We start from the raw sequence: 23,972 nt of genomic DNA, 5'->3' as shown, positions 1-23,972 counted from the left end.
ATTAACGTTGGAAATTTTTGAAAAACCGACCGCGCTTTGTTCTCAAAAATAAGAACCTGTATTCACAAAAATGATAAAATATCTTTATGACTAAAAAATCCTACCCAACAGACTTAACAGATGCCCAATGGCAAGCGATTGAGCCACATTTTAACCAGCTACGCCACTACAAATGGGATAAACGTCAATTAGTGAATGCCGTTTTGTACATCACCAAAACAGGTTGCCAATGGCGTATGCTGCCCAATGATTTTCCACCTTATTCAACCGTATGGAGTTTCTATCGCAGAGCCAATCAATCAGGCTTATGGGATAGAATTCTTTTGGCATTGGTTCAAAAAAACGTTTAATCCATCAAAAACAAGCGATGCCAACTTATGCCATTATTGATTCACAAAGTGTCAAAACAGCTTCTAGCGCACATGATAAAGGTTTTGATGGAGGTAAAAAAATCAAAGGCCGTAAGCGACATATATCAGAGCAATTGGGTTTAACTGTTGAGATTTCAAAGAGAATTCAAGATATTTCTTGGCATATTCTGCCCAAACGTTGGATTGTAGAACGAACGTTTGCATAGTTAGGTTGGTCTCGACGTTTAGCAAAAGATTTTGAGCAGACGAATTTATCTGCTGAAAATTTTGTTAAACTAGGGTATATTTCACAAATATTAAAATTTATCAAATAGTTGTTTGTGAATACAGGTTTTTAGTTTAGTGTTAAACATAGTACGGCTTTACGGTTACAAATCTTGGAAACCATGGTTAGCTCGTTTTGCGAATCGCATTGACCGTATTGTGGCTATTATTTAAAACTTGTCAGGTCTGGGATAAATCCCACCCTACAACTTACAAAGCAGCCTGCACTTTACCGTGTTTGCGTTGTACATACGCAAAAATCATCATGCCCACAATAGCAAACACCGCGCCCACATAACCAACATAATGCAAACCGTATCGCTGCATCACCACACCGCCAAGCAATGCGCCGCCGCCAATGCCAATATTAAAAATACCCGAATAAATCGCGGTGGCGACATCGGTAGCGTCAGGCGCATAGTTGAGTACGCGCATAATCAGGCACAAATACAAACCTGCCATGCCTGTTCCCCATAAAAAGATTTGGATAAACAAGGCGGTTTGCGATTGGCTAACAAGGTGCACGCTCAACAACGAAGCGAGCAAAATCAGGGCAGATGTCCACAAAAAAGTGTTGGGGCGCAATTTGTGCAATCGCCCAAACAGCCAACTGGCAAACAAACCCGATGCGCCAAATACCAGCAAAATCAAAGTGGTGGTGCTGTCGCTTAAATGGGCGATTTGACGCATAAACGGTTCAATGTAGCTATATGTGGTAAAGTGCGCGGTAACGCTCAACACGGTGAGCGCGTACAAAGCGACCAACAAAGGACGTTTGGCGAGCATGGGCAAACTGTGCAGGCTGCCTGCGTTTTCACTGGGCAATTTGGGCAACAGTCGCGCCATCATTACCATCAACACCAACGCCAACAAGCCAATCACGCCAAATGTGGTGCGCCAACCCAACGCCTGACCAATGGTGCGCCCAATCGGCAAACCCAAAATGGTGGCGAGCGAGCTGCCCATAGACAACCATGCCAACGCCATTTGCTTTTTGCCTTTAGGTGCAACGCGCATAACGAGTGCAGACGTAATCGCCCAAAACACCGAATGCGCCAACGCAATCACAATTCGCCCTGCCAGTAAGTAGCCAAAATTCCACGCCACCACCGACACGATATGCCCAAAGATAAAAATCGTGAACAAAATCATCAATAATTTTTTGCGTTCAATTTTGGCGGTGAGCAGCATGCACGGCAACGACAGCAGCGACACGACCCACGCATACACCGTTATCATCAAGCCAGCATCGGCAACAGGCATGGCGAAACTTTTGCCAATGTCCGACAGCAAGGCAACGGGGATAAATTCGGTGGTGTTGAACACAAACGCGGCAAAAGCGAAGGTAAGCACTTGCCAATAAGCGCGTTTTTCGGAATAAGCAGTCATATTTTTTTACGCAACAGACAAAAGGTGGATTATAGCAGCCTGCACTCTCAATTGGCTTACGCTTTGTGGCATAATCGCCCTATTTTTCACGAAAGACATCAGCATGAATCCACATTTAAACCAACTGCAACCCTACCCATTCGCCCGACTACGCGAAGCCATGCAAGGCATTACACCGCCAGCCGATTTGCGCGAAATTCCGCTTTACATTGGTGAACCGAAACACCCAACGCCGCAAATCATCAAAGACGCACTGGTTAATTCGTTGGACGAATTAGCAAAATATCCGCTCACGCTTGGACTGCCTGAATTGCGCCAAGCGTGTGCAGGCTGGCTGAAACGCCGTTATGATGGCTTAACGCTCAATCCTGAAACGGAAATTCTGCCCGTACTCGGCAGCCGTGAAGCCCTGTTTTCGTTTGTGCAAGTGGTGTTGAATGAACAGGAAAATCCTGTGATTGTTAGCCCCAATCCGTTTTACCAAATTTACGAAGGCGCGACTTTGCTCGGCGGTGGCGAAATTGTGTTCGCGAATACGACTGCGCCGCGCTTTTTGCCTGATTGGACAAGCGTTTCCGATGAGCATTGGGCGCGTTGCAAATTGGTGTTTGTGTGTTCGCCTGACAATCCGACTGGCAGCGTTTTGACACGCGATGATTGGCAGCAGCTTTTTGATTTTCAAGATAAATATGGTTTTGTGATTGCGTCTGATGAATGCTATTCGGAAATTTATTTTGACGGCAAAAAACCGCTTGGCTGCCTACAAGCGGCGGCGGAATTGGGGCGCGGTTTTGACAAAATTGTCATGTTTACCAGTTTGTCTAAACGCTCAAATGTACCAGGTTTGCGTTCGGGATTTGTGGCAGGCGACGCGGATTTGCTGAAAGCGTTTTTGCTGTATCGCACGTATCACGGCAGCGCGATGAGTTTACCTGTGCAACGCGCCAGCATTGCGGCGTGGGACGATGAAGCGCACGTTGCGGAAAATCGCGCCCAATATCAAGCGAAATTTGACCGCGTGTTGCCGATTTTGCGCCAAAAATTTGATGTGCGTTTGCCTGATGCGTCGTTTTATATTTGGCTGCAAATCCCTGATGGCGATGATTTGAAATTTACGCAAGAATTGTATCGCGCAACGGCGGTGCAGGTTTTACCTGGGCGATTCTTTGCGCGTGATACGCCAAACGGCAACCCCGGCAAAGGTTTTGTGCGGATTGCGTTGGTTGATGAATTGGAAAAATGCGTGGAAGCAGCACAGCGCATTGTGGCTTGGTATAAATAGAAAAAGTGCAGGCTGCTTTTAGTGTTGCGACAATCTAACTCCCTCCCCTTTGGGAGAGGGCTGGGGAGAGGGAAAAATCGTCGCATTAAACTAACTTACTAATGTGAAACGCCTTTCCCTCTCCCTAACCCTCTCCCAAAGGAGAGGGAACAAAATGGGTACAACCTGATAACATAGTTTACATCACAACCCGAAGACATCGTTTACATTCCATTCAGTAAACCCTCATCAACATACCAACATGAATGATGAAAGTAGCACAATGCCTTGGAATAAAACGAATATCATGCAACAACGTACCCTGTTTATCAAAGCATGGCTCACCAGACGTTACACCAAAGTGGAGCTTTGCAAGCAATTTAACATCAGTCGCCCAACCGCTGATAAATGGATTAAACACCATGAGCAGGTGGGATTTGATGGACTAGCAGAATACTCTCGCCGACCTCTGCATAGCCCCAATGCCACACCACAATGGATTTGCGAATGGCTCATTGCTGAGAAACTCAAGCGTCCCGATTGGGGTGCAAAGAAACTGTTAGATTTATTTGCACGTACCTTTCCAGAACAGCATAAACCAGCAGATAGCACAGGCGATTTAATCCTCGCTCGTGCAGATTTGGTGCAACCGCGTAAACGTCGCCGTAGAGTCAGTGCCGATACACAGCCTTTTAACGATTGCATTGCAGCCAATAGCACTTGGAGCGTCGATTTCAAAGGTCAGTTTGAGTTAGGAAATCACACATTGTGTTATCCCTTAACCGTAACAGACAATTTCAGTCGTTATCTATTGCTGTGCCAAGGTTTAAGCAGTACTCGCAGCTCTCCAGTCATCGCTCATTTTGAGCGGCTGTTTGAAGAATTTGGCTTACCTTGGGCAATCCGTTCTGATAATAGCGCACCTTTTGCCTCAACTGCATTGGGTGGCATTAGCCGATTATCAAAATGGTGGATTGATTTGGGTATTCGCCCCGAACGAATTAAACCAGCACACCCAGAGCAAAATGGGCGACATGCGTTCACGAATACAATCATGAACGTTCTCACGAAGGGATTGACCGTCAAACACCTGCGCAATGCTACACACACTCGACACGTTTATATACGGGCAAGATAGAGCCTTATGATTACGGCGATGGTGTTCATCTGCGCCAAGTAAAAGGCAGTGGTGAAATTAAATGGCAAGGTAAAACTTACTATTTAAGCCAAGTGTTAGCGCATGAGGCAGTAGCCTTTGTTCCTTATGCTGATGGTGTTTGGCATATTTTTTATCGTTTCCATTTTCTCGGTCAGTTTGATGAGCGGGAAGGGAAGTTACAACCTGCAATGAACTGGCATGCTAAACCTTGAAGGTGTAAACGATGTCCTTAGGGAAAAATGTAAACTATGTTTATGTTGCACAGGGAGTGGATTTGCAGTTATCGCATGACTTTGTGCAGGCTGCTTTATAAGGAAAAAATATGAAACCAGAAGATTTATTTGAACTATCCACCCAATATTGGGACAGACTAGACGAGCAGGGCGCAGAATCGCTCAACGATGAACAACACACGCTGCTTGCCCTGTGCTATTTGGACGCGCAAGTGCAAGAAGGCGGCTTTGTGCAGCTAATTGCCACAGGTTTTGGTGAATATGTGCTGCTCAACCCCGTTGCCGACAGCTTACGGCATTGGCGCATTAAAGCCATTCCCAAAGTGCTGGAACAAGCCAAAACGCTGTATCAAAAATATGGCGAACAAATTGAACAACTCGCCAGCGATGGCGCAGAAGTAGAAACCCTACGCCAGCAATTTGCCGATTTTGAAGGGCTAGACGCAGCCTATTACGATTGCGTTGATGACGATTGGCAAATAGCGTGCGAATACGTTGCCACCAATTCAAGTAAATTTATTTTGTAAACCGTAAGCTGGGTCTAGACCCAACAAAAACGTCAATGAATAGGTTACACCATGTTCCAACAAATCGTTTTAGCCAGCAACAACGCAGGCAAAGTGCGCGAATTTAGCGCACTGTTTTCGCAACTGGGTATTCAAATCACACCGCAGGCTGCTTTTGACATTCCCGAATGTCCCGAACCGCATCATACATTTGTAGAAAACGCCCTAGCCAAAGCCCGACACGCCGCGCAACACAGCAAGCAGCCTGCACTGGCAGACGACAGCGGCATTTGCGTGGCAGCGTTAAACGGCGCACCTGGAGTGTTGTCCGCCCGATTTGCTGGCGATAACCCCAAATCCGATGCGGCAAACAATCAAAAAGTGTCCGATTTACTTGCCAATCAAGCCGATAAATCGTGTTACTACGTTTGCGTGCTGGTGTTCGTGCGCCACGCCGATGACCCACAGCCGATTATCGCCGAAGGCATTTGGCACGGACAATGGCAAGCACAAGCCGCTGGCGAACATGGTTTTGGCTATGACCCACATTTTTATTTGCCCGATTTGACTTGCACAGCAGCGCAACTGTCGCCTGAACAAAAAAACGCGATAAGCCACCGCGCACAAGCAATGAGTGAGTTAGTGCGAAAAATGCAGGCTGCTTTGTAATATAGATATAGTGGATTAAATTCAAATCAGAACAAGGCGACAGCAACCGCCGTGCACACCTAGTACATAAAGGCGCTGGCAACGCAGTGCTGGTTCGAATTTAATTCACTATAAAAGTGCAGGCTACTTTGCCCTTTATCCAAATCTCTAATTGAGCGCAACGCCGCCCTGCCCTTTTACGCCGCCAAAAACCCTTCACGGCTGCCCAACCACCGCTCCAAATGTTTCGCCACCACATCAGGGCGATGCGCCACCAAATCCGCCGCCACTTCTCGCGCCGCTTCCAACAACGGCAAATCTTCTTGCAAATCCGCAAACCGCAACATCGGTGCACCGCTTTGTCTCGCGCCCAAAAATTCGCCAGGCCCGCGAATTTCCAAATCTTGTCGCGCAATTTCAAAACCGTCTGTGTTCTCGTAAATCACTTTCAAACGCGCTTTGCTAATCTGTCCAAGCGGTTCAGCAAACAGCAAAACGCAAGTACTCGCCGCCGCACCACGCCCTACCCGTCCGCGCAACTGATGTAACTGCGCCAAACCCATGCGTTCCGCATGTTCAATGACCATCAAACTCGCATTTGGCACGTCCACGCCAACTTCAATCACGGTTGTCGCCACCAAAACATTCAGGCTGCCTGAAATAAATTCCGCCATAACCGCCGCTTTTTCCGCCGCTTTCATGCGCCCATGCACCAAACCAATTTTGAGTTGCGGCAAAGCAGCCTGCAATTCCGCCAGCGTGTCGGTTACGGTTTGTAGCTGCAAAACTTCGCTTTCTTCAATAAGCGGACACACCCAATACGCCTGCTGCCCTTTTTGGCAAGTGTTCAACACAAAACCTTCCACTTCGGAACGGCGTAAATTATTAACTAATTTGGTTTTAATGGGTGTACGATTGGGCGGCAATTCATCAATAGACGACACGTCCAAATCCGCAAAAAAACTCATCGCCAAAGTGCGCGGAATCGGGGTCGCCGACATCATCAACTGATGCACATCACTGCCCTTATTTTTCAATGCCAAACGCTGCGCCACCCCAAAACGGTGCTGTTCATCAACAATCACCAACGCCAAATCATGAAATAAAACATCATCTTGGAATAAAGCGTGTGTCCCGACCGCCACGCGAATGCGTCCGTCCGCCAATGCAGCTTTGGCTTGGTCTTTTTCTTTCTTTTTCAGGCTGCCTGAAAGCCACGCAACGCTGATTCCTAACGGCTCAAACCATTGTTTAAATTTAATAAAATGTTGTTCTGCCAAAATTTCAGTGGGTGCCATAATCGCCACCTGAACGCCGTCTGACTCCAACGCCATCAAAGCCGACAACGCCGCCACAATCGTTTTGCCACTGCCTACATCGCCCTGCAACAAACGGTGCATCGGCACAGGTTTTGCCAAATCTTCGCGGATTTCAGCACAGACTTTTTTCTGCGCCCTGGTCAAATCAAATGGCAGATAACTCAATAATTTTTCGGATAATTTTCCAGTTGATACTAATGCTCGCGCATTGCCAGCACGTCGCCGTTGTCGCGCCAATCGCATGGAAAGCTGTTGCGCCAACAATTCATCAAATTTCAAACGCCGCCACTCAGGCAGCGCACCATTGGTCAGCATACTCAAAGACCAATCGGGCGGCGGATTGTGCAACGTCCGCAAACTTTGCGCCAACGGAATAAGTTGGTATTTTTTCAAATAGTTATCGGGCAAAATTTCTGATAAATCCACCGTTTCCAAAGCGGTTTGCACCACTTTTCGCAATGTGGGTTGATTTAACCCGTTTGTGGTTGGGTAAATAGGCGTAAGTAATTGTGCTAAATCGGATTTTTCGGGCGATTTAATTTTTGGGTGTATCATTTCATCGCCATAATAACCGCGCTTGATTTCGCCCAACGCCCGAACCGTTTGCCCCTGCGCCAATTGTTTTTGATGATTGGGGTAAAAATGAATAAAACGCAAATTCAGCACCGAACCCGATTCGTCTTGAATTTGGACGATGAGCTGTTTGCGCGGTTTGAACTGCACTTCTTGATGCAAAACAACGCCTTCCACTTGGCACGATTCGCCAATGGGCGCGGCGGCAATCGGCACAACTTGGGTTTCGTCTTCGTAGCGCAAGGGCAAATGCAACGCCAAATCCCACGCGGTATGCAAATGCAGTTTGGCGAGCTTGGTGGCGGCGTTGTCGGTTAATTTGAGTTTTTGGCGGATGTCGGCTTGCATGATGGAATGATGGTTTGAATAATGGCGAAATTATAAAGCAGCCTGCATTTTCTGTTGATTTAAAGTGCAGGCTGCTTTTTTGTATTTTGCGATGTTTTAATGGACTTAACCGCCCTCTTGCGCCACCGAATTCATATCAGGTTGCATCACAATCAATGGGTCAACTTTGCCAATCGCTTTCACGTCTTTGTTCGGATAATCCAGCTGGTGCAAGAAATAGCGAATACAGTTCAAGCGAGCGCGTTTTTTGTCGTCTGATTTAATGATAATCCACGGCGCATCTTTGGTATGCGTGTGGAAGAACATCGCGTTTTTCGCTTCGGTGTATGCGTCCCAGCGGTCTAACGATTGCACGTCCACAGGCGACAATTTCCAATGTTTCAGTGGGTCGGAGTAGCGCGATACAAAACGGCGCAACTGTTCTTCACGAGACACAGAAAACCAGAATTTAAACAAATGGATACCGCTTGCCACCAGCATTCGTTCCAATTCGGGTGCTTGGCGCATAAATAGCAAGTATTCGTGCGGTTCGCAAAAACCCATGACACGCTCCACGCCTGCGCGGTTGTACCACGAGCGGTCAAAAAATACGATTTCGCCTGCGGTGGGCAAGTTTTGAATATAGCGTTGGAAATACCATTGTCCGCGTTCGGTTTCGGTGGGTTTTTCCAGCGCGACTACTCGTGCGCCGCGTGGGTTTAGGTGTTCCATATAACGTTTGATTGTGCCACCTTTGCCCGCTGCATCGCGTCCTTCAAACAAGCCGACAATGCGCTGTCCGCTTTCTTTGACCCAGCTTTGCACTTTGAGCAATTCAATTTGTAATTTTTTCTTCTCTTTTTCGTAGGTGCGACGACTCATGCGCTCTTTGTAGGGATAGTCGGCTGGCAAAGGGGCGGAATCGCTGTCTTCTTTGCTCACAGAGCCTTGATATTTCATGACCATTTCTTCAAAGAGTTGCAGGCTGCTTTGTTGCTCGCTCAAATCAATTTTTTCAAAAGGTTGGAGTTGCTTATCGCTCATGCTTGTGTCCTTCTGTTTAGAGTTGAAAAAATTTGTAGGGTTATTTTAGTATTTTTTTACAAATTTGTGTAAAAGATAAACAGTTTATTTACATTAAATCAACAAAAAACAACAAAAAGCAGCCTGCACTTTTTGTTTGATGAACAGTGCAGGCTGCTTTTGTATTTTAGCAATACCGATTCCACTGCGCTTTTGGTACACGACAAGACTTTGAGTGATAGCAATCTCCTGTGCAACATAAACATAGTTTACATTTTTCCCTAAGGACATCGTTTACACCTTCAAGGTTTAGCATGCCAGTTCATTGCAGGTTGTAACTTCCCTTCCCGCTCATCAAACTGACCGAGAAAATGGAAACGATAAAAAATATGCCAAACACCATCAGCATAAGGAACAAAGGCTACTGCCTCATGCGCTAACACTTGGCTTAAATAGTAAGTTTTACCTTGCCATTTAATTTCACCACTGCCTTTTACTTGGCGCAGATGAACACCATCGCCGTAATCATAAGGCTCTATCTTGCCCGTATATAAACGTGTCGAGTGTGTGTAGCATTGCGCAGGTGTTTGACGGTCAATCCCTTCGTGAGAACGTTCATGATTGTATTCGTGAACGCATGTCGCCCATTTTGCTCTGGGTGTGCTGGTTTAATTCGTTCGGGGCGAATACCCAAATCAATCCACCATTTTGATAATCGGCTAATGCCACCCAATGCAGTTGAGGCAAAAGGTGCGCTATTATCAGAACGGATTGCCCAAGGTAAGCCAAATTCTTCAAACAGCCGCTCAAAATGAGCGATGACTGGAGAGCTGCGAGTACTGCTTAAACCTTGGCACAGCAATAGATAACGACTGAAATTGTCTGTTACGGTTAAGGGATAACACAATGTGTGATTTCCTAACTCAAACTGACCTTTGAAATCGACGCTCCAAGTGCTATTGGCTGCAATGCAATCGTTAAAAGGCTGTGTATCGGCACTGACTCTACGGCGACGTTTACGCGGTTGCACCAAATCTGCACGAGCGAGGATTAAATCGCCTGTGCTATCTGCTGGTTTATGCTGTTCTGGAAAGGTACGTGCAAATAAATCTAACAGTTTCTTTGCACCCCAATCGGGACGCTTGAGTTTCTCAGCAATGAGCCATTCGCAAATCCATTGTGGTGTGGCATTGGGGCTATGCAGAGGTCGGCGAGAGTATTCTGCTAGTCCATCAAATCCCACCTGCTCATGGTGTTTAATCCATTTATCAGCGGTTGGGCGACTGATGTTAAATTGCTTGCAAAGCTCCACTTTGGTGTAACGTCTGGTGAGCCATGCTTTGATAAACAGGGTACGTTGTTGCATGATATTCGTTTTATTCCAAGGCATTGTGCTACTTTCATCATTCATGTTGGTATGTTGATGAGGGTTTACTGAATGGAATGTAAACGATGTCTTCGGGTTGTGATGTAAACTATGTTATCAGGTTGTACCCATTTTGTTCCCTCTCCTTTGGGAGAGGGAGTAGATTTGCTTATGGTGAAAACTGCGTCAAATACCATTCCACCGTTTTGCGAATACCTGTTGTAAACGTCTCTTGCGCTTGCCAACCGAGTTCGCGCTGGATTTTTTGCGTATCAATCGCATAGCGGACATCGTGCCCTGCGCGGTCGGCAACGTGTGTGATTAAATCGGCATAACGTGCTACGCCGTGCGGTTTATTGGGCGCGAATTGTTCCAATAAAGCGCAAATGGTTTGCACCACCGCCAGATTGGTTTGCTCGCTGTTGCCGCCAATATTGTAGCTTTCGCCCACTTTGCCTTGTGTGATGACTTGATGCAGGGCGCGAGCATGGTCGTCCACAAACAGCCAATCGCGCACTTGCAAGCCGTTGCCATAAATGGGAATGGGCTTGCCCGATAGCGCATTCAAAATCGTGAGCGGTATGAGTTTTTCGGGAAATTGATGGCTGCCGTAATTGTTGGAACAATTCGTGATAATGGTCGGCAAACCATAGGTGCGATGCCATGCGCGAACCAAGTGGTCGCTGCTGGCTTTGCTAGCGGAATAGGGGCTGCTGGGCGCGTAGGGCGTGGTTTCGGTAAACAGCGCGGCGGTGTCGGGCAAATCGCCATACACTTCATCGGTGGAAATGTGATGAAAACGAAAGGCGGCGCGTTGTGCAGGCTGCTTTTGTTGCCAATAATGCCGCGCAGCTTCAAGCAACGTAAACGTGCCAACGATATTGGTTTGAATAAATTCGCCTGCGCTGTGAATACTGTTGTCCACATGGCTTTCGGCGGCAAGGTGCATCACGGCATCGGGCTGATGTTGGGCAAACACGCGGTCTAGCTCGGCGCGGTTGATGATGTCCACTTGCTCAAACGCATAACGCGAACTGTGCACCACGCTGGCGATGTTTGCCAAATTGCCTGCATAGGTCAGCTTGTCCACATTGACTACGCTGTCTTGGGTGTGCGTGATGATATGGCGCACCACGGCAGAGCCAATAAAACCTGCTCCGCCTGTTATCAGGATTTTCATGATGCGAATTCGTCTAAAAAGTTACGCAGCATTTCGTGTCCGTATTCGGTGAGCAAGCCTTCGGGGTGGAATTGCACGCCTTCAATCGGGTAATCGCGATGACGTAAGCCCATGATTTCGCCGTCTTCTGTCCACGCCGTAACCAGCAAATGTTCGGGCAAGGTGGCTTTGTCCACTACCAAGCTGTGATAGCGCGTACAAACCACGGGGTTGGGCAGGTCTTTGAACACGCCTGTGCCATGATGATAAACGGGCGAAGTTTTGCCGTGCATCAGCGTTTTGGCGCGAACCACTTGTCCGCCAAACGCTTCGCCAATGGTTTGATGCCCCAAACACACGCCCAAAATCGGGATTTTGCCTGCAAAATGCTGCATGGCGGCAACCGAAATGCCTGCTTCTTTTGGCGTACAAGGACCCGGCCCGATGAGCAAATATTGCGGATTGAGCTGTTCGATTTCGGCGAGCGTGATTTCATCGTTGCAATACACGCGCACATCTTGCCCCAGTTGCGCCAAATATTGCACGATGTTGTAGGTAAAACTGTCGTAGTTGTCTATGAACAAAAGCATTTTTGAATGAACCTTTTATGATTTAGATGATTGCAGGCTGCTTTTTTTGTTATTTCAAAGCAGCCTGCACTTTGTTAGCGTTTCAATTTCGCAAACGCATCTGCCATTGCCGAATTAGTCGGTTGTTTTTCGCGCTGCGGTTTGCTGTTTCTGGGTTTGTCGTGGCGTTTTTCGGTTTGGGTTACGGTTTTTGCAGGCTGCTTTTCATCTTCCAAACGCATCGTCAGCGCAATCCGTTTACGCGCCGCATCGACTTCCAGCACTTTCACTTTCACCACATCACCCGCTTTCACCACATCACGTGGGTCAGCCACAAATTTATTGGACAGCATAGAAATATGCACCAAACCGTCCTGATGTACGCCAATATCCACAAACGCACCAAAATTCGCTACGTTGGACACCACACCTTCCAAAATCATGCCAACTTCTAAATCGCTGATTTCGTTCACACCTTCGGTAAAACTCGCCATTTTAAATTCACCGCGTGGGTCTCGCGCAGGTTTTTCCAATTCCGCCAAAATATCCATAATGGTCGGCAAACCAAAGCGTTCATCAATAAAATCAGTCGCTTTGATTTGCGATACTTTTTCGCGGTTGCCAATCAATTCCGCCGCGCTAATGCCTTGTTGTGCCAACATTTTTTCAACCACCGAATACGCTTCGGGGTGAACCGCGCTCGCGTCCAACGGTTCAGTACCGCCATTAATCCGCAAAAAACCAGCCGCTTGCTCAAAGGTTTTCGCGCCCAAACGCGGCACTTTCATCAACGCTTTGCGCGATTTAAACGCGCCATTTTCATCACGATACGCCACGATATTTTTCGCAAGCGTTTGATTTAAACCCGAAATTCGTGCCAACAACGGCGCAGAAGCCGTATTCACGTCCACACCCACCGCGTTCACGCAATCTTCCACCACCGCGTCCAACGATTTCGCCAACTGCGACTGGTTCACATCGTGCTGATACTGACCCACGCCAATGGATTTCGGGTCAATTTTCACAAGTTCCGCCAACGGGTCTTGCAAACGGCGCGCAATGGAAACCGCGCCACGCAACGACACGTCCAAATCGGGGAACTCCGCCGCCGCCAATTCAGACGCGGAATAAATAGACGCACCCGCTTCGGAGACGACAATTTTATGCAACCCATTTTCAGGCAGCATTTTGACAATTTCGCCCGCAATTTTGTCCGTTTCGCGGCTTGCCGTGCCGTTGCCAATCGCAATCAGTTTGACATTGTGCTGTTTAATCAGACGCGTTAAATCGGATAACATTTTGTTTTCTTGGTGCAAATACACGATGACGGTATCCACCAATTTACCCGTATCGTCCACCACCGCACATTTCACGCCGTTGCGATAGCCTGGGTCTAAACCCAAAGTCGGCAAACGCCCAGCAGGGGCAGCCAGCAGCAAATCTTTGAGATTTTTCGCAAAAACGGTAATCGCGTCCGTGTCCGCCAATTCTTTCAATTTGGAAAACGCTTCCAATTCCAGCGACAGAAAAATTTTCGCTTTCCACGTCAGGCGAACTGTATCGCGCAACCATTTATTTTCATTGGCAATTTGGAAATGATTAACGATGATTTTCTCGTAATCCGATTGCTCGGTAATTGGCGTTTCATCGGGCTGATATTTCAGCGAAACAGTCAAAATTTCTTCGTTGCGCCCACGCAAAACTGCCAAAGCGCGATGACTTGGCATGGCGCGAATTGGCTCGCGGTAATCAAAATAATCTTTGAATTTTTCGCCGCTTTCTTCTTTGCCTGCAATCACTTGCGCGTGAACTTGTGCTTCGTTCCACAATTTTTCACGCAACGCGCCAATCAATTCCGCATCTTCGGCGAATTGCTCAATCAAAATCGCTCGTGCGCCGTCCAAAGCAGCTTTAATATCAGGTACTTGCTCATTGATAAAAGGTGCAGCAAGGGTTTCGGGGTCGTTTTCAGGCTGCCTGAAAATCGCGTCCGCCAAATCTTGCAAACCGTTTTCACGCGCAATTTGTGCTTTGGTGCGGCGTTTCGGTTTGTACGGCAAATACAGGTCTTCCAGCGCGGTTTTGTTGTCGCATTGGTCAATGGCAGCCTGCAATTCGGGCGTAAGTTTGCCTTGTTCTTCAATGCTTTTGAGTACGGTGGCTTTGCGGTCTAGCAATTCGCGCAGGTATTGCAAACGCTCGGCAAGCGTGCGCAGTTGCGTGTCGTCCAATCCGCCTGTCGCTTCTTTGCGGTATCGCGCGATAAAGGGGACGGTTGCGCCTTCGTCTAATAATTCAATGGCTGCGGAAATTTGGTTTTCTTGTGCGCCAAGTTCGGTGGCGATGATTTGGTTGATGTTCATTCGGTTACTAACTTTCGTTAAAAAAAAGTTTTCAGGCTACCTGAAATAATTGTTTGACTGCTTTCATTGGTACAAATAATTTATGCGTTTCATCGCCAAAAGGCTGAAAAAAATCAAAGGATTGATAAAATTGAAGCGCATCATCGTCCAACACATCTAGCACAACGGCAAACGCTGGCAACCCCTGTTCGCTCGCTTGCAAGGCTTTTGCCAATGCTGCCAACAAAGCGCGTTTTCCTAAACCTTGCCCTTGAAAGCGTTTATCTACGGCGATTCGCGCTAATAAAACCACAGGCGTGGGATAATTTGGCAATTTTTCATCGCTGTGCAAATCACTTGGCTCAACCGTTTGCATGGCAAGTGTGAAATACGCCGCAATTTCCTTTTTCAAGCTGCCTGAATCGGCAAACACCCAAGTTCGGCTAATGCCTAATTTTTGATTTTTGACGGCAAACTGACGGATAAACACATTCATGCCGTCTTTGCCACAATCAAACGTGCGCGAATTGTGTTGCGATTTGTCCAATAATTCAATGCTTAACGCCATTTTGGAAACTCGTTATCCATGGATTGAATTTCGCTGATGAGTTTTTCAGGTAATCGCCAATTTTCGGCTTGTTCGCAGGCTGCTATGAAAGCGTTGTATTGCTGGTTACTTAATTGGATTTTTTGCTGTTCTTCCAGCACTTTGGGCGCGTTTTGACGGATTAGGCTATACAAATACGCGCTTAAACTTTGCCCACACGCTGCGGCGGCACGTTCGGCTAACATTTTAGTTTCGCTATCAATTTTCATATCAATGCGACTATCCATTTTTAATTCGGCTTGCATTTGGGTTCTCCTATGTTGTGTAGCACGATTATAGCAAAAGTACGGCTTATTTCCGTACTTTTTATTTCAAAGCAGCCTGCACTATCATTTCAGCCATGCCGTCAATTCGGGCATAAAATAAATCGTTGCACCTATATTGGCAATTACGGTTATCCAAAATGTTGTAACAAATTCTTGCTTGGTTGTTTTGTGATTAAATTGGTATCGTGCGATTAAACCGCCACACCAGCCGCCAACCAAGGCAAACATATGCAAATTATCTTCGGGTACGCGCCATTCGCCTGCGTTGGCAGCATTTTTGTCTTTTTGATACATCAAATACAGCGCCAACGATAGCCCTGCATAAATCGCAGCCAATTTGGGCAATCTAAACGCCACAATGCCTAACCAAAGCAGGCTGCACACCATGGCAATGCTGGCACGCGAATGAAGCGATTCTTCACGTTGGTTAATTTTGCGTTCGGCTAATTGGCGTTTACCCGATGTAACCACCGTTGCCGTCCAACGCTTGCCATCGTGCTTGGCTTTAACCAACACCGCTTCGCCCTCTTGTGGACGAAATTTGCCTTGATTGAGTGATAAATCGTTTGCATGAAAGAAAATTTGCTCTTTCATATTGGGAATTTGAATAAAACCGAAACCGCGGTCATCGTCCCATTTGATGATTTTGCCTTGTGTGAATTGGTCGATGTGTTTTGGTTGCGCTTTGGCTTTGCGCTCGGGCGAACTAACAGCAGTTGCTTTCCAACCTTTTTCATTTTGCACAGCAAGTAGTTGTACAGTTTCGCCAACAATCGGTTTAATTTGTGGCGATTGAAGCGCGTCAATGTGAAAGAAAACTTGTTTCTTGTCGGTCGTTTCAATAAAACCAAATGCGCATTCTGCATTCCATGATTTGATTTTTCCTTTGAATCTTTGTGGTGTCATTGTTTTTTCCTAAAATTTCCTGTTCAGAGCAGCCTGCACTCACTTCCTAAACGCAAAATAAACCGCACCCAAAATACACACGAAACTGAGCAAATAATTCAGCTTAAACCCTTCATTCAAATACCAAACGGCAAACAGAGAAAACACGGTCAGCGAAATCACTTCGTGCAAAATTTTGAGCTGGAACGGTGCAATCCCCCATTTGCTGCCAAAATGATTGGCTGGCACGGCAAAGCAATATTCCACTAACGCAATCGCCCAACTAATCAACACAATCTGCCAAATCGGCATTGGTGTCGCGTCAAGCTTGATGTGCCAATACCACGCAAACGTCATCAGCAAGTTGGATAGTGTTAGCAATAAAATCACGATTAACCAATGCATGATTCAATCCCTAGTCTAAGTGCAGGCTGCTTTGTAAACAAAAAGAGCAAAAGCAGCCTGCACTTTGTTTTACTTATATTACTATTACGCCTGCCCCAACAACTGCTCGCGTGTCAGCAAAAACACAAAGCCATCGCCACCGCTGGTTTCTAGCCACATAAACGGCAATTCTGGATAGGCACGTTCCAACACATCGCGGTTGTGTCCGATTTCTACCAGCAACACGCCTTGCGGATTCAGGAATCTTGCCGCTTGCAACAAAATTTGTCGGGTCGCGTCCAAGCCGTCTTCGCCGCTGCCCAACGCCAATTCGGGTTCATGCAAATATTCTTCGGGCAACTCGGCAACCGATTCAGCATCAACATACGGCGGATTGGAGATGATTAAATCGTATGTGCCGTCCAAGCCTTCAAATAAATCGGTGTGGATTAGGTTGATTCGGTCTTGCAAGCCGTAGTCTTCCACGTTAATGGCGGCGACTTCTAGCGCGTCCAAGCTAATATCGACTGCGTCAATTTCGGCGGCTGGATAATGCTCTGCCATTTGAATCGCCAAACAGCCGCTGCCTGTGCATAAATCCAAGGCGCGATGCACCAATTCTGGGTACTCAATCCATGGCGATAGCGGCACGCCAAGCAATTCGTAAATAAACGAACGCGGCACAATCACGCGCTCGTCCACATAAAAATCAAAATCGCCTTGCCACGCTTGGTTGGTTAAATAGGCAACAGGCACACGATTGACCACTCGCGCATAAATTTTGTCCAACAAGATTTCTTTTTCATCGTCCAACAATTTCGCGTCTAAATAAGGGTCTAGCGTGTCCAATGGCAGATTCAGCGTGTGCAAAATCAAATAAGCGGCTTCGTCATGCGCATTATCACTGCCGTGTCCAAACGACAGTTGCGCTTGGTTAAAACGGCTAATGGCAAAGCGCAAAAAGTCGCGCACAGTGTGCAGGCTGCTTTGTGCTTGTTCAAATAAATCGGTTAATTCGGTGTTGGGATTAGGTTGGTTTGACATGATTTTTGTGTAAGTAAATGAAAAATCGCATTATAGCTGCTTTTATCTTATAGACAAAAACCGTTATAATCCGCGCTTTATTTTTTCGAACAAGAGAATCGAGAGACATCATGAAAAAAACCATTTTGGTAAGCACTTTGGCTGGCGTGTTGGCGTTGGCAGCCTGCAATCCTAATCCACAAGGTTCAAGCAACGCAGCAGCAAGTGGCGCAGCCAGCACCAGCGCATCTGCCCCTGCTGGTTTGGAAACCAACGAGAAACAATTAAGCTATATGTTGGGCTACGAAATGGCAACTCAAATGGGTTTGTCTGAATTGAAGAAAAACGGCATTCAAATTGACAACAGCGTGATGTTGTCTGCGATTGAAGACCAAGTGGCAAGCCGCCCATCAAAAGTAAGCCAAGAGCAAGCGCAAGCTGTGATGCAAGCCATCGCGCAACAAATGCAGGCTGCTGCCGACAAAAAAGCCACCGAATTGAAAGCAGAAGGCGAAAAATGGCTGGCAGACAACAAAGGTAAACAAGGCGTGCAAACCACCGCTTCTGGCTTGCAATATAGCGTGAAAAAAGAAGGTACAGGCGCGCAAATTGCCAAAGGCGACTTGGCTGCCGTGCAATACGAAGGTCGCTTGACCAATGGCGAAGTGTTTGACACCAACAAAGGTGGCGAAGATTTTGCTGTGCCAGTGGTGGACAACACTGTAATTAAAGGCTGGATTGAAGGCTTGCAACTGATGAAAGAAGGCGGCGAATACACCTTGTATATTCCTGCTGACTTGGCTTATGGCAATCAATCGCCAAGCCCAAAAATCCCAGCGGGTTCGGTTTTGGTGTTTGACATCAAAGTCAATAGCGTGAAAAAAGGCGAAGGCGCGAAAATGATGCAGCAAATGGAAGCGGCACAAAAAGCCCAAGTAGATGCAGCCAAAGCCGCACAAGGCGCAGCCGCATCAAAAGCACACTAATTAACTAAACCCTTACACAGCCAAAGCAGCCTGCACATATTCATGCAGGCTGCTTTGTGCTATCATGCACCTGTTTTTGATTGTATTTTGGTCTTTGATTACCATGAAAAAAGTTTTAATTGGCAGCACCATTGCAGCCTGCACCGCGCTGGCTTTGGCAACGCCTTATTATTTGGGCGGACAAGCTCAAAAAAGCCTAGAAATCCAACATCAAGCCTTGGCGAACACGTTTTTCTTTGACGTTGTATCGCACAACTACGACCGCGGTTGGTTCAGCTCCACCGAAACCACCGTAATTCGCTTTCACCCCACCGTGCTGGCAAACATCAGCGCACAACTTCCCGACAACATTAAAACCATTCTATCGCAACCCATCACACTGGTTAATCACGTTAAACATCAACCCTTTGCCAACGGCATCAAGCCCGTTCGCGCTGTATGGATACCGATGTCCAATACGAAGCCAGCGTACAAAAAACCTTGGCGCGATTTTTTGGCGAACAAGTACCGCTGCGTTTGCATAACGTGATTGAACTGGACGGCTCTGGCACGCTCAACGTGCAATTTGCGCCAATTGAATACGAAGAATTGTCGGGCATTAAGCTCAACTGGCAAGGTATGACGGGCGATGTACGTTATGACGAGCATTTCAATCAATATCGCACCCAATTTGCCATGCCTGCGCTCAACGCGATTTTGGCGGACAAAGGCAGCCTGCAACTGACCAACTTGCAATTTCAATCCGAAACTTCGTTGGCAAGCAATGGCAAAACCACGCTCGGTTCGTCCACCACCACGCTGGATAAAGCCGAATTTGTTTGGAAAGACCAAGTAAACTACAACGTGCGCCTAAACGAACTCATCAATATGGTGAGTGATTTGCAAATTGGCGCGTTCATCAACCCCAACGGCACGATTGCACCTAGCCATATTTCGGTAGATAAATTTAGTTACGCCACCAAAACCAGCGAACCCGAAACAGGCTTCATTCAATCCGAAGGGCAATTTACATTCGCGCAACTGAATTATGGCGACAAAAAATACGGCCCACTCAACATTGACGTAGCCGCCGAACATTTGCACGCCGATAGCTTAAACGCGCTCAAAACGCGCTGGCAACAAATTGCCGCCAGCAAACCTGCCGAGCAAGAATATCAGCAACAACTGTTGGCAGCCGTTCGCAACGAAGGCGTAGGCATTTTTACCAACAATCCTGTGTTTAAATTAAAAGCGTTTGATTTGACCACGCCAACTGGGCATATCAAAGCCGCAGGCAGCCTGCACTTGAACAATATGCAGGCGAGCGATTTAAACGATTTGTCGCCCTTTGTTGCCAAAATGAAAGCGCAGTTGGATTTGAACATTTCGCAAAACTTGATTGAAGACTTTGCCGTACAGCAAACACGCGGCTTGTTCACGGTGGAAGACGCGACCAGCGAGCAAGAACAGCAAGAAATCAGCGACACCATCAAACTACTGACCGTGCAAACGCTGGACACCATGACAAACGATGGCTACATCAAGCGCGAAAATGGTGCTGTGCAAACCCAGTTGAATATTGCGGATAACAAAATCACGCTCAACGGCAAGCCATTCCAAACGCAATCGGACGAAGATTTGTTTGCAGGCATTGAGGCGGACGATGAAGTGCAGGCTGCTTCTGCTGCGTCTACGCCGTAAATCCATAATATAAAAAACAAGTGCAGGCTGCTTTGAAACGCATGAAAAAGCAGCCTGAGACCTTTGCAAAACCCCAGATTTGAGTGCAGTTCAAAGTGATAGCATCGCAGAACGCGCAGATAATATTGAAATATTTTCAAGCGTTCGAGAAGCGCATCACGAAGAAATGCGCCAAAGATGGGGTTTTGCAAAGGTCTCAGCCTGCACTTTCCTATCCATTGCGTAGTACAATCATGCCATTTGAATGATTGGGACAAACCTTTATGACCGACACCCCCAAAAACTACATCACGCCCACAGGTCATCGCCGTTTGCAAGACGAGCTGTATCAACTGGTACACAAAGAACGCCCCGAAATCGCGCAAATTGTGAACTGGGCAGCCAGCAATGGCGACCGCAGCGAAAACGGCGATTATTTGTACGGCAAACGCCGTATGTGCGAAATTGACCGCCGCATTCGTTTTTTGACCAAACGGCTAGAACACGCGCTGGTTGTCAATCCCGAAACACGCGAGCCGACTGACCAAATTTTCTTTGCGGCAACGGTTACGCTAGAACGCGGCAATGGTGCAGAACAAGTGGTTAAAATTGTGGGCGAAGACGAAATTGATTCGGCACAAGGCAAAATTTCGTGGAAATCGCCATTGGCGCGTGTATTGATTAAGGCGCGAGAGGGCGATACGGTTTGGCTCAACACGCCAGACGGACGCGAGCAAATTGAAATCTTAATCGTAGAATACATTGCGATTGAGTAACTTATAGTGAATTAAATTTAGATTAGTACAGCGTTGCCAACTCCCTTATGTACTAGATGTACACGGCGGTCGTTGTCGCCTTGTCCTAATCTAAATTTAATCCACTATACTTTCATCAACCAAACAAGGAATCATCATGAAAAAAGCATTATTGGCATTACTTTTGGTAAACGCTGTGCCTGCATTAGCAGAAAACGCGCCTGCACAACCGACGTTGTACACAGGCACGATTATGGTAGAAAACAGACAGCCTACTATCAACAATAAAACCGAATTTTCACGCAGCAAGCGCGAATCGTTTTGCTGGCTGGTGCAAAATACCGACACCAGCACCGCACCCAACATCAACGAAACCTTTGTTAGCCCACAAGCAACGGAATTTGAGATTAGCGTTTCCCAACGATTTCAGCAACTCAAAACCACTACTTCGGCCGATAAAACACAGCACAGCATTCAATATGTACTCAACACGCCCAACTTGCAGCCGTATAATTGCTGGACGTTTACGCCAAGCGACCCTATCGGTGAGTACCGCTTTACATTGAAAGTAAACAACTTCGTTTTCCCTGAACAAACGTTCCAAGTAACGCCTTAACTTCTGTTTTCAAATATTGCAGGCTGCTTTTTTTGCAACAAAACAAAAGCAGCCTGCAATGTTTATCACACAAAAAATCATCATGCTAACCGACCTAGAAAAAAACGCCATTCGCGACCACTATCGCGCCATTTCTGAAAACTTGCCGCAATTTCGCCCACGTCCAGCGCAGCGCGAAATGATTGCAGCAATCGCCAATGCGTTTTCGCGCACGCTATCACGCAAAGAAGGCAGCGAAGAAGCCCCAAAGCGCGAGGGCGAAAGCATTGTGGTGGTGGAAGGCCCAACAGGCGTGGGCAAGAGTTTGGCGTATTTACTGGCAGGCGGCATTATGGCTCAAACACGCGGTAAACGCTTGGTGGTATCCAGCGCGACCGTTGCGCTGCAAGAACAACTGGTGGGGCGCGATTTACCGTTTGTGGTAGAAAAAAGTGGCTTGGAATTGAGTTTTGCCATTGCCAAAGGGCGTGGGCGATATTTGTGTCCTTACAAACTGTATCAGCTCACTCAAACCAACGCGCAACAAAGTTTTGAGGGCTTTGAGCAGCCTGCAATCTTGTGGGACACCAAACCCAAAAAAGAAGATTTAGACGTATTACACGATTTGGGCAACCGCTTTGCATCGCGTCAATTCAATGGCGATCGCGACACTTGGGCAGAAAAAATAGACGATGCACTGTGGGCAAAAGTGACCAACGACAACCACGGTTGCTTAAAATCCGCCTGCCCCAATCGCGCCGAATGTCCATTTTTCTTGGCGCGAGACACGCTGGACACGGTGGACGTGGTGGTATGCAACCACGATTTGTTGATGGTGGACATCAGCATGGGCGGTGGCGTGATTTTGCCTGCGCCCGAACAAAGTTTTTATTGCATAGACGAAGCGCACCATTTGCCCAAAAAAGCACTCAACCAATTTGCGGCGGAACATTCTTGGCTGCAAGCGGTGTGGACGCTAGAAAAGCTGCCTGCACAAACCGCCAAAATCGCCCTACTCTGCGACAAAGCGGATTTGGCAAACTTGGCAGACGAAGCGGCAAACAGCTTGCTCGATAGCCTAAACGAATGGCAATTTCATCTGCAAGACGAAAGCAGCCTGCAACCTGCCGATGACGGACACGAAAGCATTTGGCTGTGGGAAAACGGAGAAATCCCCGAAGAATTGACCACACTGGTTGGCAACTGCCATGTTGCCGCCAGCAGCCTGCTCAAACACGTTTATGGTTTACGCGATGCACTCTCTGCTGCACGGCGCGACAAAGACCAAGACAGCGCGCAAATTGACCGCGCCGCTACCGATTTTGGTATTTTTGTCGCCCAATGCGAAGAAATCGCCGATTTGTGGGAACTGATGTCCACCACACGCGCCAGCGAACAAGACGAACCGCTTGCCAAATGGATAAGCCAACGCCACGACAACAATCGCACCGATTGGTCATTTCACGCCAGCCCGATTAGCAGCGCGGCGCATTTGGCGAATCACTTTTGGCGCAAAGCCGCTGGCGTGGTACTGACTTCTGCCACGCTGCAAAGTTTGGGTAATTTCAATTTGTTACTGCGCCAAACAGGGCTGCAATGGCTGCCGCAAACCAGCACATTGGCATTGAATAGCCCATTTAAATTTGCCGAACAGGGCGAGCTGTATTTGCCGCCGATTATCGCCAGCCCCAAAGACAACATCGCCCACACCGAAGAAGTCGCGCAATGGCTGCCCAAACTCATCAGCGAAGACGCGCCCATTGGCACGTTGGTGCTGTTTACATCGCGCAAACAAATGCAAGACGTTGCCCTGCGCCTGCCGCCCAGCCACTTGCCTTTTGTGTTGATACAGGGCGAGCAGTCCAAAGCCAAATTGCTGGAACAACACCACGCCGCCATTGCAGCAGGCAAACCGAGCATTATTTTTGGCTTGGACAGCTTTGCCGAAGGGCTGGATTTACCAGGCAATGCGTGTGTTCACGTTATTATTGTGAAACTGCCGTTTTCCATGCCCGACAATCCCATAGAAAAAACGCAAAGCAACTGGATTAAACAGCGTGGCGGCAATCCGTTTATGGAAATTACCGTGCCAGAAGCCAGCATCAAACTGGTGCAAGCCGTTGGGCGATTGATTCGCACCGAAAGCGATTACGGGCGCGTTACCATTTTGGACAACCGTATCAAAACGCAACGTTACGGACAACAATTATTGGCGTGTTTGCCGCCGTTTACGCGGATTGGGTAGAGTTTGCAGGCTGCTTGAAAAACGGTAAAATCTGCGATCTATTATTCTTGATAAAAAA

22 protein-coding genes and 1 pseudogene are annotated in these 23,972 nt (G+C 47.4%); 11 read left to right on the top strand and 12 right to left on the bottom strand.

The window, feature by feature from the left end; all coding sequences use genetic code 11:
* Positions 1-86: 86 nt before the first annotated feature.
* Positions 87-685, top strand: a pseudogene (locus tag DQN52_RS11590) (IS5 family transposase).
* Positions 686-845: 160 nt separating this feature from the next.
* Here the strand turns inward: DQN52_RS11590 and DQN52_RS06085 are convergent.
* Positions 846-2,024, bottom strand: coding sequence for a sugar transporter (locus DQN52_RS06085; RefSeq protein WP_003785876.1), 1,179 nt, complete (start codon positions 2,022-2,024; stop codon positions 846-848).
* Between the two features lie 103 nt (positions 2,025-2,127).
* Between DQN52_RS06085 and dapC the strand changes: the two genes are divergently transcribed.
* From dapC to rdgB, 4 genes are all read left to right on the top strand, one after another.
* On the top strand, positions 2,128-3,306 hold the full coding sequence (gene dapC, locus DQN52_RS06080; protein WP_003785873.1) for a succinyldiaminopimelate transaminase: 1,179 nt from the start codon (positions 2,128-2,130) through the stop codon (positions 3,304-3,306).
* 286 nt (positions 3,307-3,592) lie between these two features.
* On the top strand, positions 3,593-4,423 hold the full coding sequence (locus DQN52_RS06075) for a DDE-type integrase/transposase/recombinase (RefSeq protein ID WP_197712483.1): 831 nt from the start codon (positions 3,593-3,595) through the stop codon (positions 4,421-4,423).
* Between the two features lie 343 nt (positions 4,424-4,766).
* Positions 4,767-5,204 (top strand): DMP19 family protein, encoded by a 438-nt coding sequence (locus tag DQN52_RS06070; RefSeq protein ID WP_003785871.1) that lies wholly within the window; start codon positions 4,767-4,769, stop codon positions 5,202-5,204.
* A gap of 51 nt (positions 5,205-5,255) precedes the next feature.
* A complete protein-coding gene (gene rdgB / locus DQN52_RS06065) occupies positions 5,256-5,852 on the top strand; it encodes an RdgB/HAM1 family non-canonical purine NTP pyrophosphatase (protein ID WP_003785869.1) in 597 nt (198 codons plus the stop codon).
* A 176-nt stretch (positions 5,853-6,028) separates the two neighbouring features.
* Here the strand turns inward: rdgB and recG are convergent, their stop codons facing one another.
* The 11 genes from recG to prmB form a co-directional block, all read right to left on the bottom strand.
* Positions 6,029-8,071: an ATP-dependent DNA helicase RecG gene (gene recG / locus DQN52_RS06060; protein WP_003785867.1), complete on the bottom strand. Its 2,043-nt coding sequence runs from the start codon at positions 8,069-8,071 to the stop codon at positions 6,029-6,031.
* A 105-nt stretch (positions 8,072-8,176) separates the two neighbouring features.
* Positions 8,177-9,094, bottom strand: coding sequence for a polyphosphate kinase 2 (gene ppk2 / locus DQN52_RS06055; RefSeq protein ID WP_003785866.1), 918 nt, complete (start codon positions 9,092-9,094; stop codon positions 8,177-8,179).
* Between the two features lie 514 nt (positions 9,095-9,608).
* A complete protein-coding gene (locus DQN52_RS06050; protein WP_197712483.1) occupies positions 9,609-10,439 on the bottom strand; it encodes a DDE-type integrase/transposase/recombinase in 831 nt (276 codons plus the stop codon).
* A gap of 169 nt (positions 10,440-10,608) precedes the next feature.
* Positions 10,609-11,622 carry a dTDP-glucose 4,6-dehydratase gene (rfbB, locus tag DQN52_RS06045; RefSeq protein ID WP_050792390.1) on the bottom strand — a complete coding sequence of 338 codons (1,014 nt, stop codon included), beginning with the start codon at positions 11,620-11,622 and terminating at the stop codon, positions 10,609-10,611.
* On the bottom strand, positions 11,616-12,188 hold the full coding sequence (locus DQN52_RS06040; RefSeq protein WP_003785864.1) for an aminodeoxychorismate/anthranilate synthase component II: 573 nt from the start codon (positions 12,186-12,188) through the stop codon (positions 11,616-11,618). The genes rfbB and DQN52_RS06040 overlap by 7 nt, the downstream gene beginning before the upstream one ends.
* Before the next feature lie 74 nt (positions 12,189-12,262).
* The gene (locus DQN52_RS06035) at positions 12,263-14,530 is read right to left on the bottom strand and encodes a Tex family protein (RefSeq protein ID WP_003785863.1); all 2,268 of its coding nucleotides are present in this window, start codon (positions 14,528-14,530) and stop codon (positions 12,263-12,265) included.
* A gap of 31 nt (positions 14,531-14,561) precedes the next feature.
* Complete coding sequence (locus DQN52_RS06030) at positions 14,562-15,077, bottom strand: GNAT family N-acetyltransferase (RefSeq protein ID WP_003785862.1); 516 nt, start codon at positions 15,075-15,077, stop codon at positions 14,562-14,564.
* On the bottom strand, positions 15,068-15,361 hold the full coding sequence (locus DQN52_RS06025; RefSeq protein WP_003785861.1) for a type II toxin-antitoxin system TacA family antitoxin: 294 nt from the start codon (positions 15,359-15,361) through the stop codon (positions 15,068-15,070). Before DQN52_RS06025 ends, DQN52_RS06030 begins: the two co-directional genes overlap by 10 nt.
* Before the next feature lie 84 nt (positions 15,362-15,445).
* Positions 15,446-16,288 carry a DUF1294 domain-containing protein gene (locus tag DQN52_RS06020; protein ID WP_003785860.1) on the bottom strand — a complete coding sequence of 281 codons (843 nt, stop codon included), beginning with the start codon at positions 16,286-16,288 and terminating at the stop codon, positions 15,446-15,448.
* Between the two features lie 39 nt (positions 16,289-16,327).
* Positions 16,328-16,672 carry a DMT family protein gene (locus tag DQN52_RS06015; RefSeq protein ID WP_003785859.1) on the bottom strand — a complete coding sequence of 115 codons (345 nt, stop codon included), beginning with the start codon at positions 16,670-16,672 and terminating at the stop codon, positions 16,328-16,330.
* Between the two features lie 84 nt (positions 16,673-16,756).
* On the bottom strand, positions 16,757-17,695 hold the full coding sequence (gene prmB / locus DQN52_RS06010) for a 50S ribosomal protein L3 N(5)-glutamine methyltransferase (protein ID WP_003785858.1): 939 nt from the start codon (positions 17,693-17,695) through the stop codon (positions 16,757-16,759).
* Positions 17,696-17,805: 110 nt separating this feature from the next.
* Between prmB and DQN52_RS06005 the strand changes: the two genes are divergently transcribed.
* The 6 genes from DQN52_RS06005 to dinG all read left to right on the top strand — a co-directional run bounded on the left by DQN52_RS06005 (position 17,806) and on the right by dinG (position 23,914).
* Positions 17,806-18,660, top strand: a complete 855-nt coding sequence (locus tag DQN52_RS06005) for an FKBP-type peptidyl-prolyl cis-trans isomerase (protein ID WP_003785855.1) — start codon at positions 17,806-17,808, stop codon at positions 18,658-18,660.
* Positions 18,661-18,763: 103 nt separating this feature from the next.
* The gene (locus DQN52_RS11485; RefSeq protein WP_269148468.1) at positions 18,764-19,189 is read left to right on the top strand and encodes a DUF945 family protein; all 426 of its coding nucleotides are present in this window, start codon (positions 18,764-18,766) and stop codon (positions 19,187-19,189) included.
* Entirely contained in the window at positions 19,099-20,340 is a 1,242-nt protein-coding gene (locus DQN52_RS06000; protein WP_269148467.1) for a YdgA family protein, read from the top strand. Before DQN52_RS11485 ends, DQN52_RS06000 begins: the two co-directional genes overlap by 91 nt.
* Before the next feature lie 263 nt (positions 20,341-20,603).
* Complete coding sequence (greB, locus tag DQN52_RS05995; RefSeq protein WP_032827622.1) at positions 20,604-21,095, top strand: transcription elongation factor GreB; 492 nt, start codon at positions 20,604-20,606, stop codon at positions 21,093-21,095.
* Between the two features lie 136 nt (positions 21,096-21,231).
* The gene (locus tag DQN52_RS05990) at positions 21,232-21,690 is read left to right on the top strand and encodes a hypothetical protein (RefSeq protein WP_003785850.1); all 459 of its coding nucleotides are present in this window, start codon (positions 21,232-21,234) and stop codon (positions 21,688-21,690) included.
* Positions 21,691-21,772: 82 nt separating this feature from the next.
* Positions 21,773-23,914: an ATP-dependent DNA helicase DinG gene (dinG, locus tag DQN52_RS05985; protein WP_032827673.1), complete on the top strand. Its 2,142-nt coding sequence runs from the start codon at positions 21,773-21,775 to the stop codon at positions 23,912-23,914.
* Positions 23,915-23,972: the final 58 nt, after the last annotated feature.

Source organism: Kingella kingae (assembly GCF_900475905.1).
In the GTDB taxonomy this organism is placed as follows: Bacteria; Pseudomonadota; Gammaproteobacteria; order Burkholderiales; family Neisseriaceae; genus Kingella; species Kingella kingae.
This window is presented reverse-complemented; position numbering and strand designations above follow the sequence as displayed.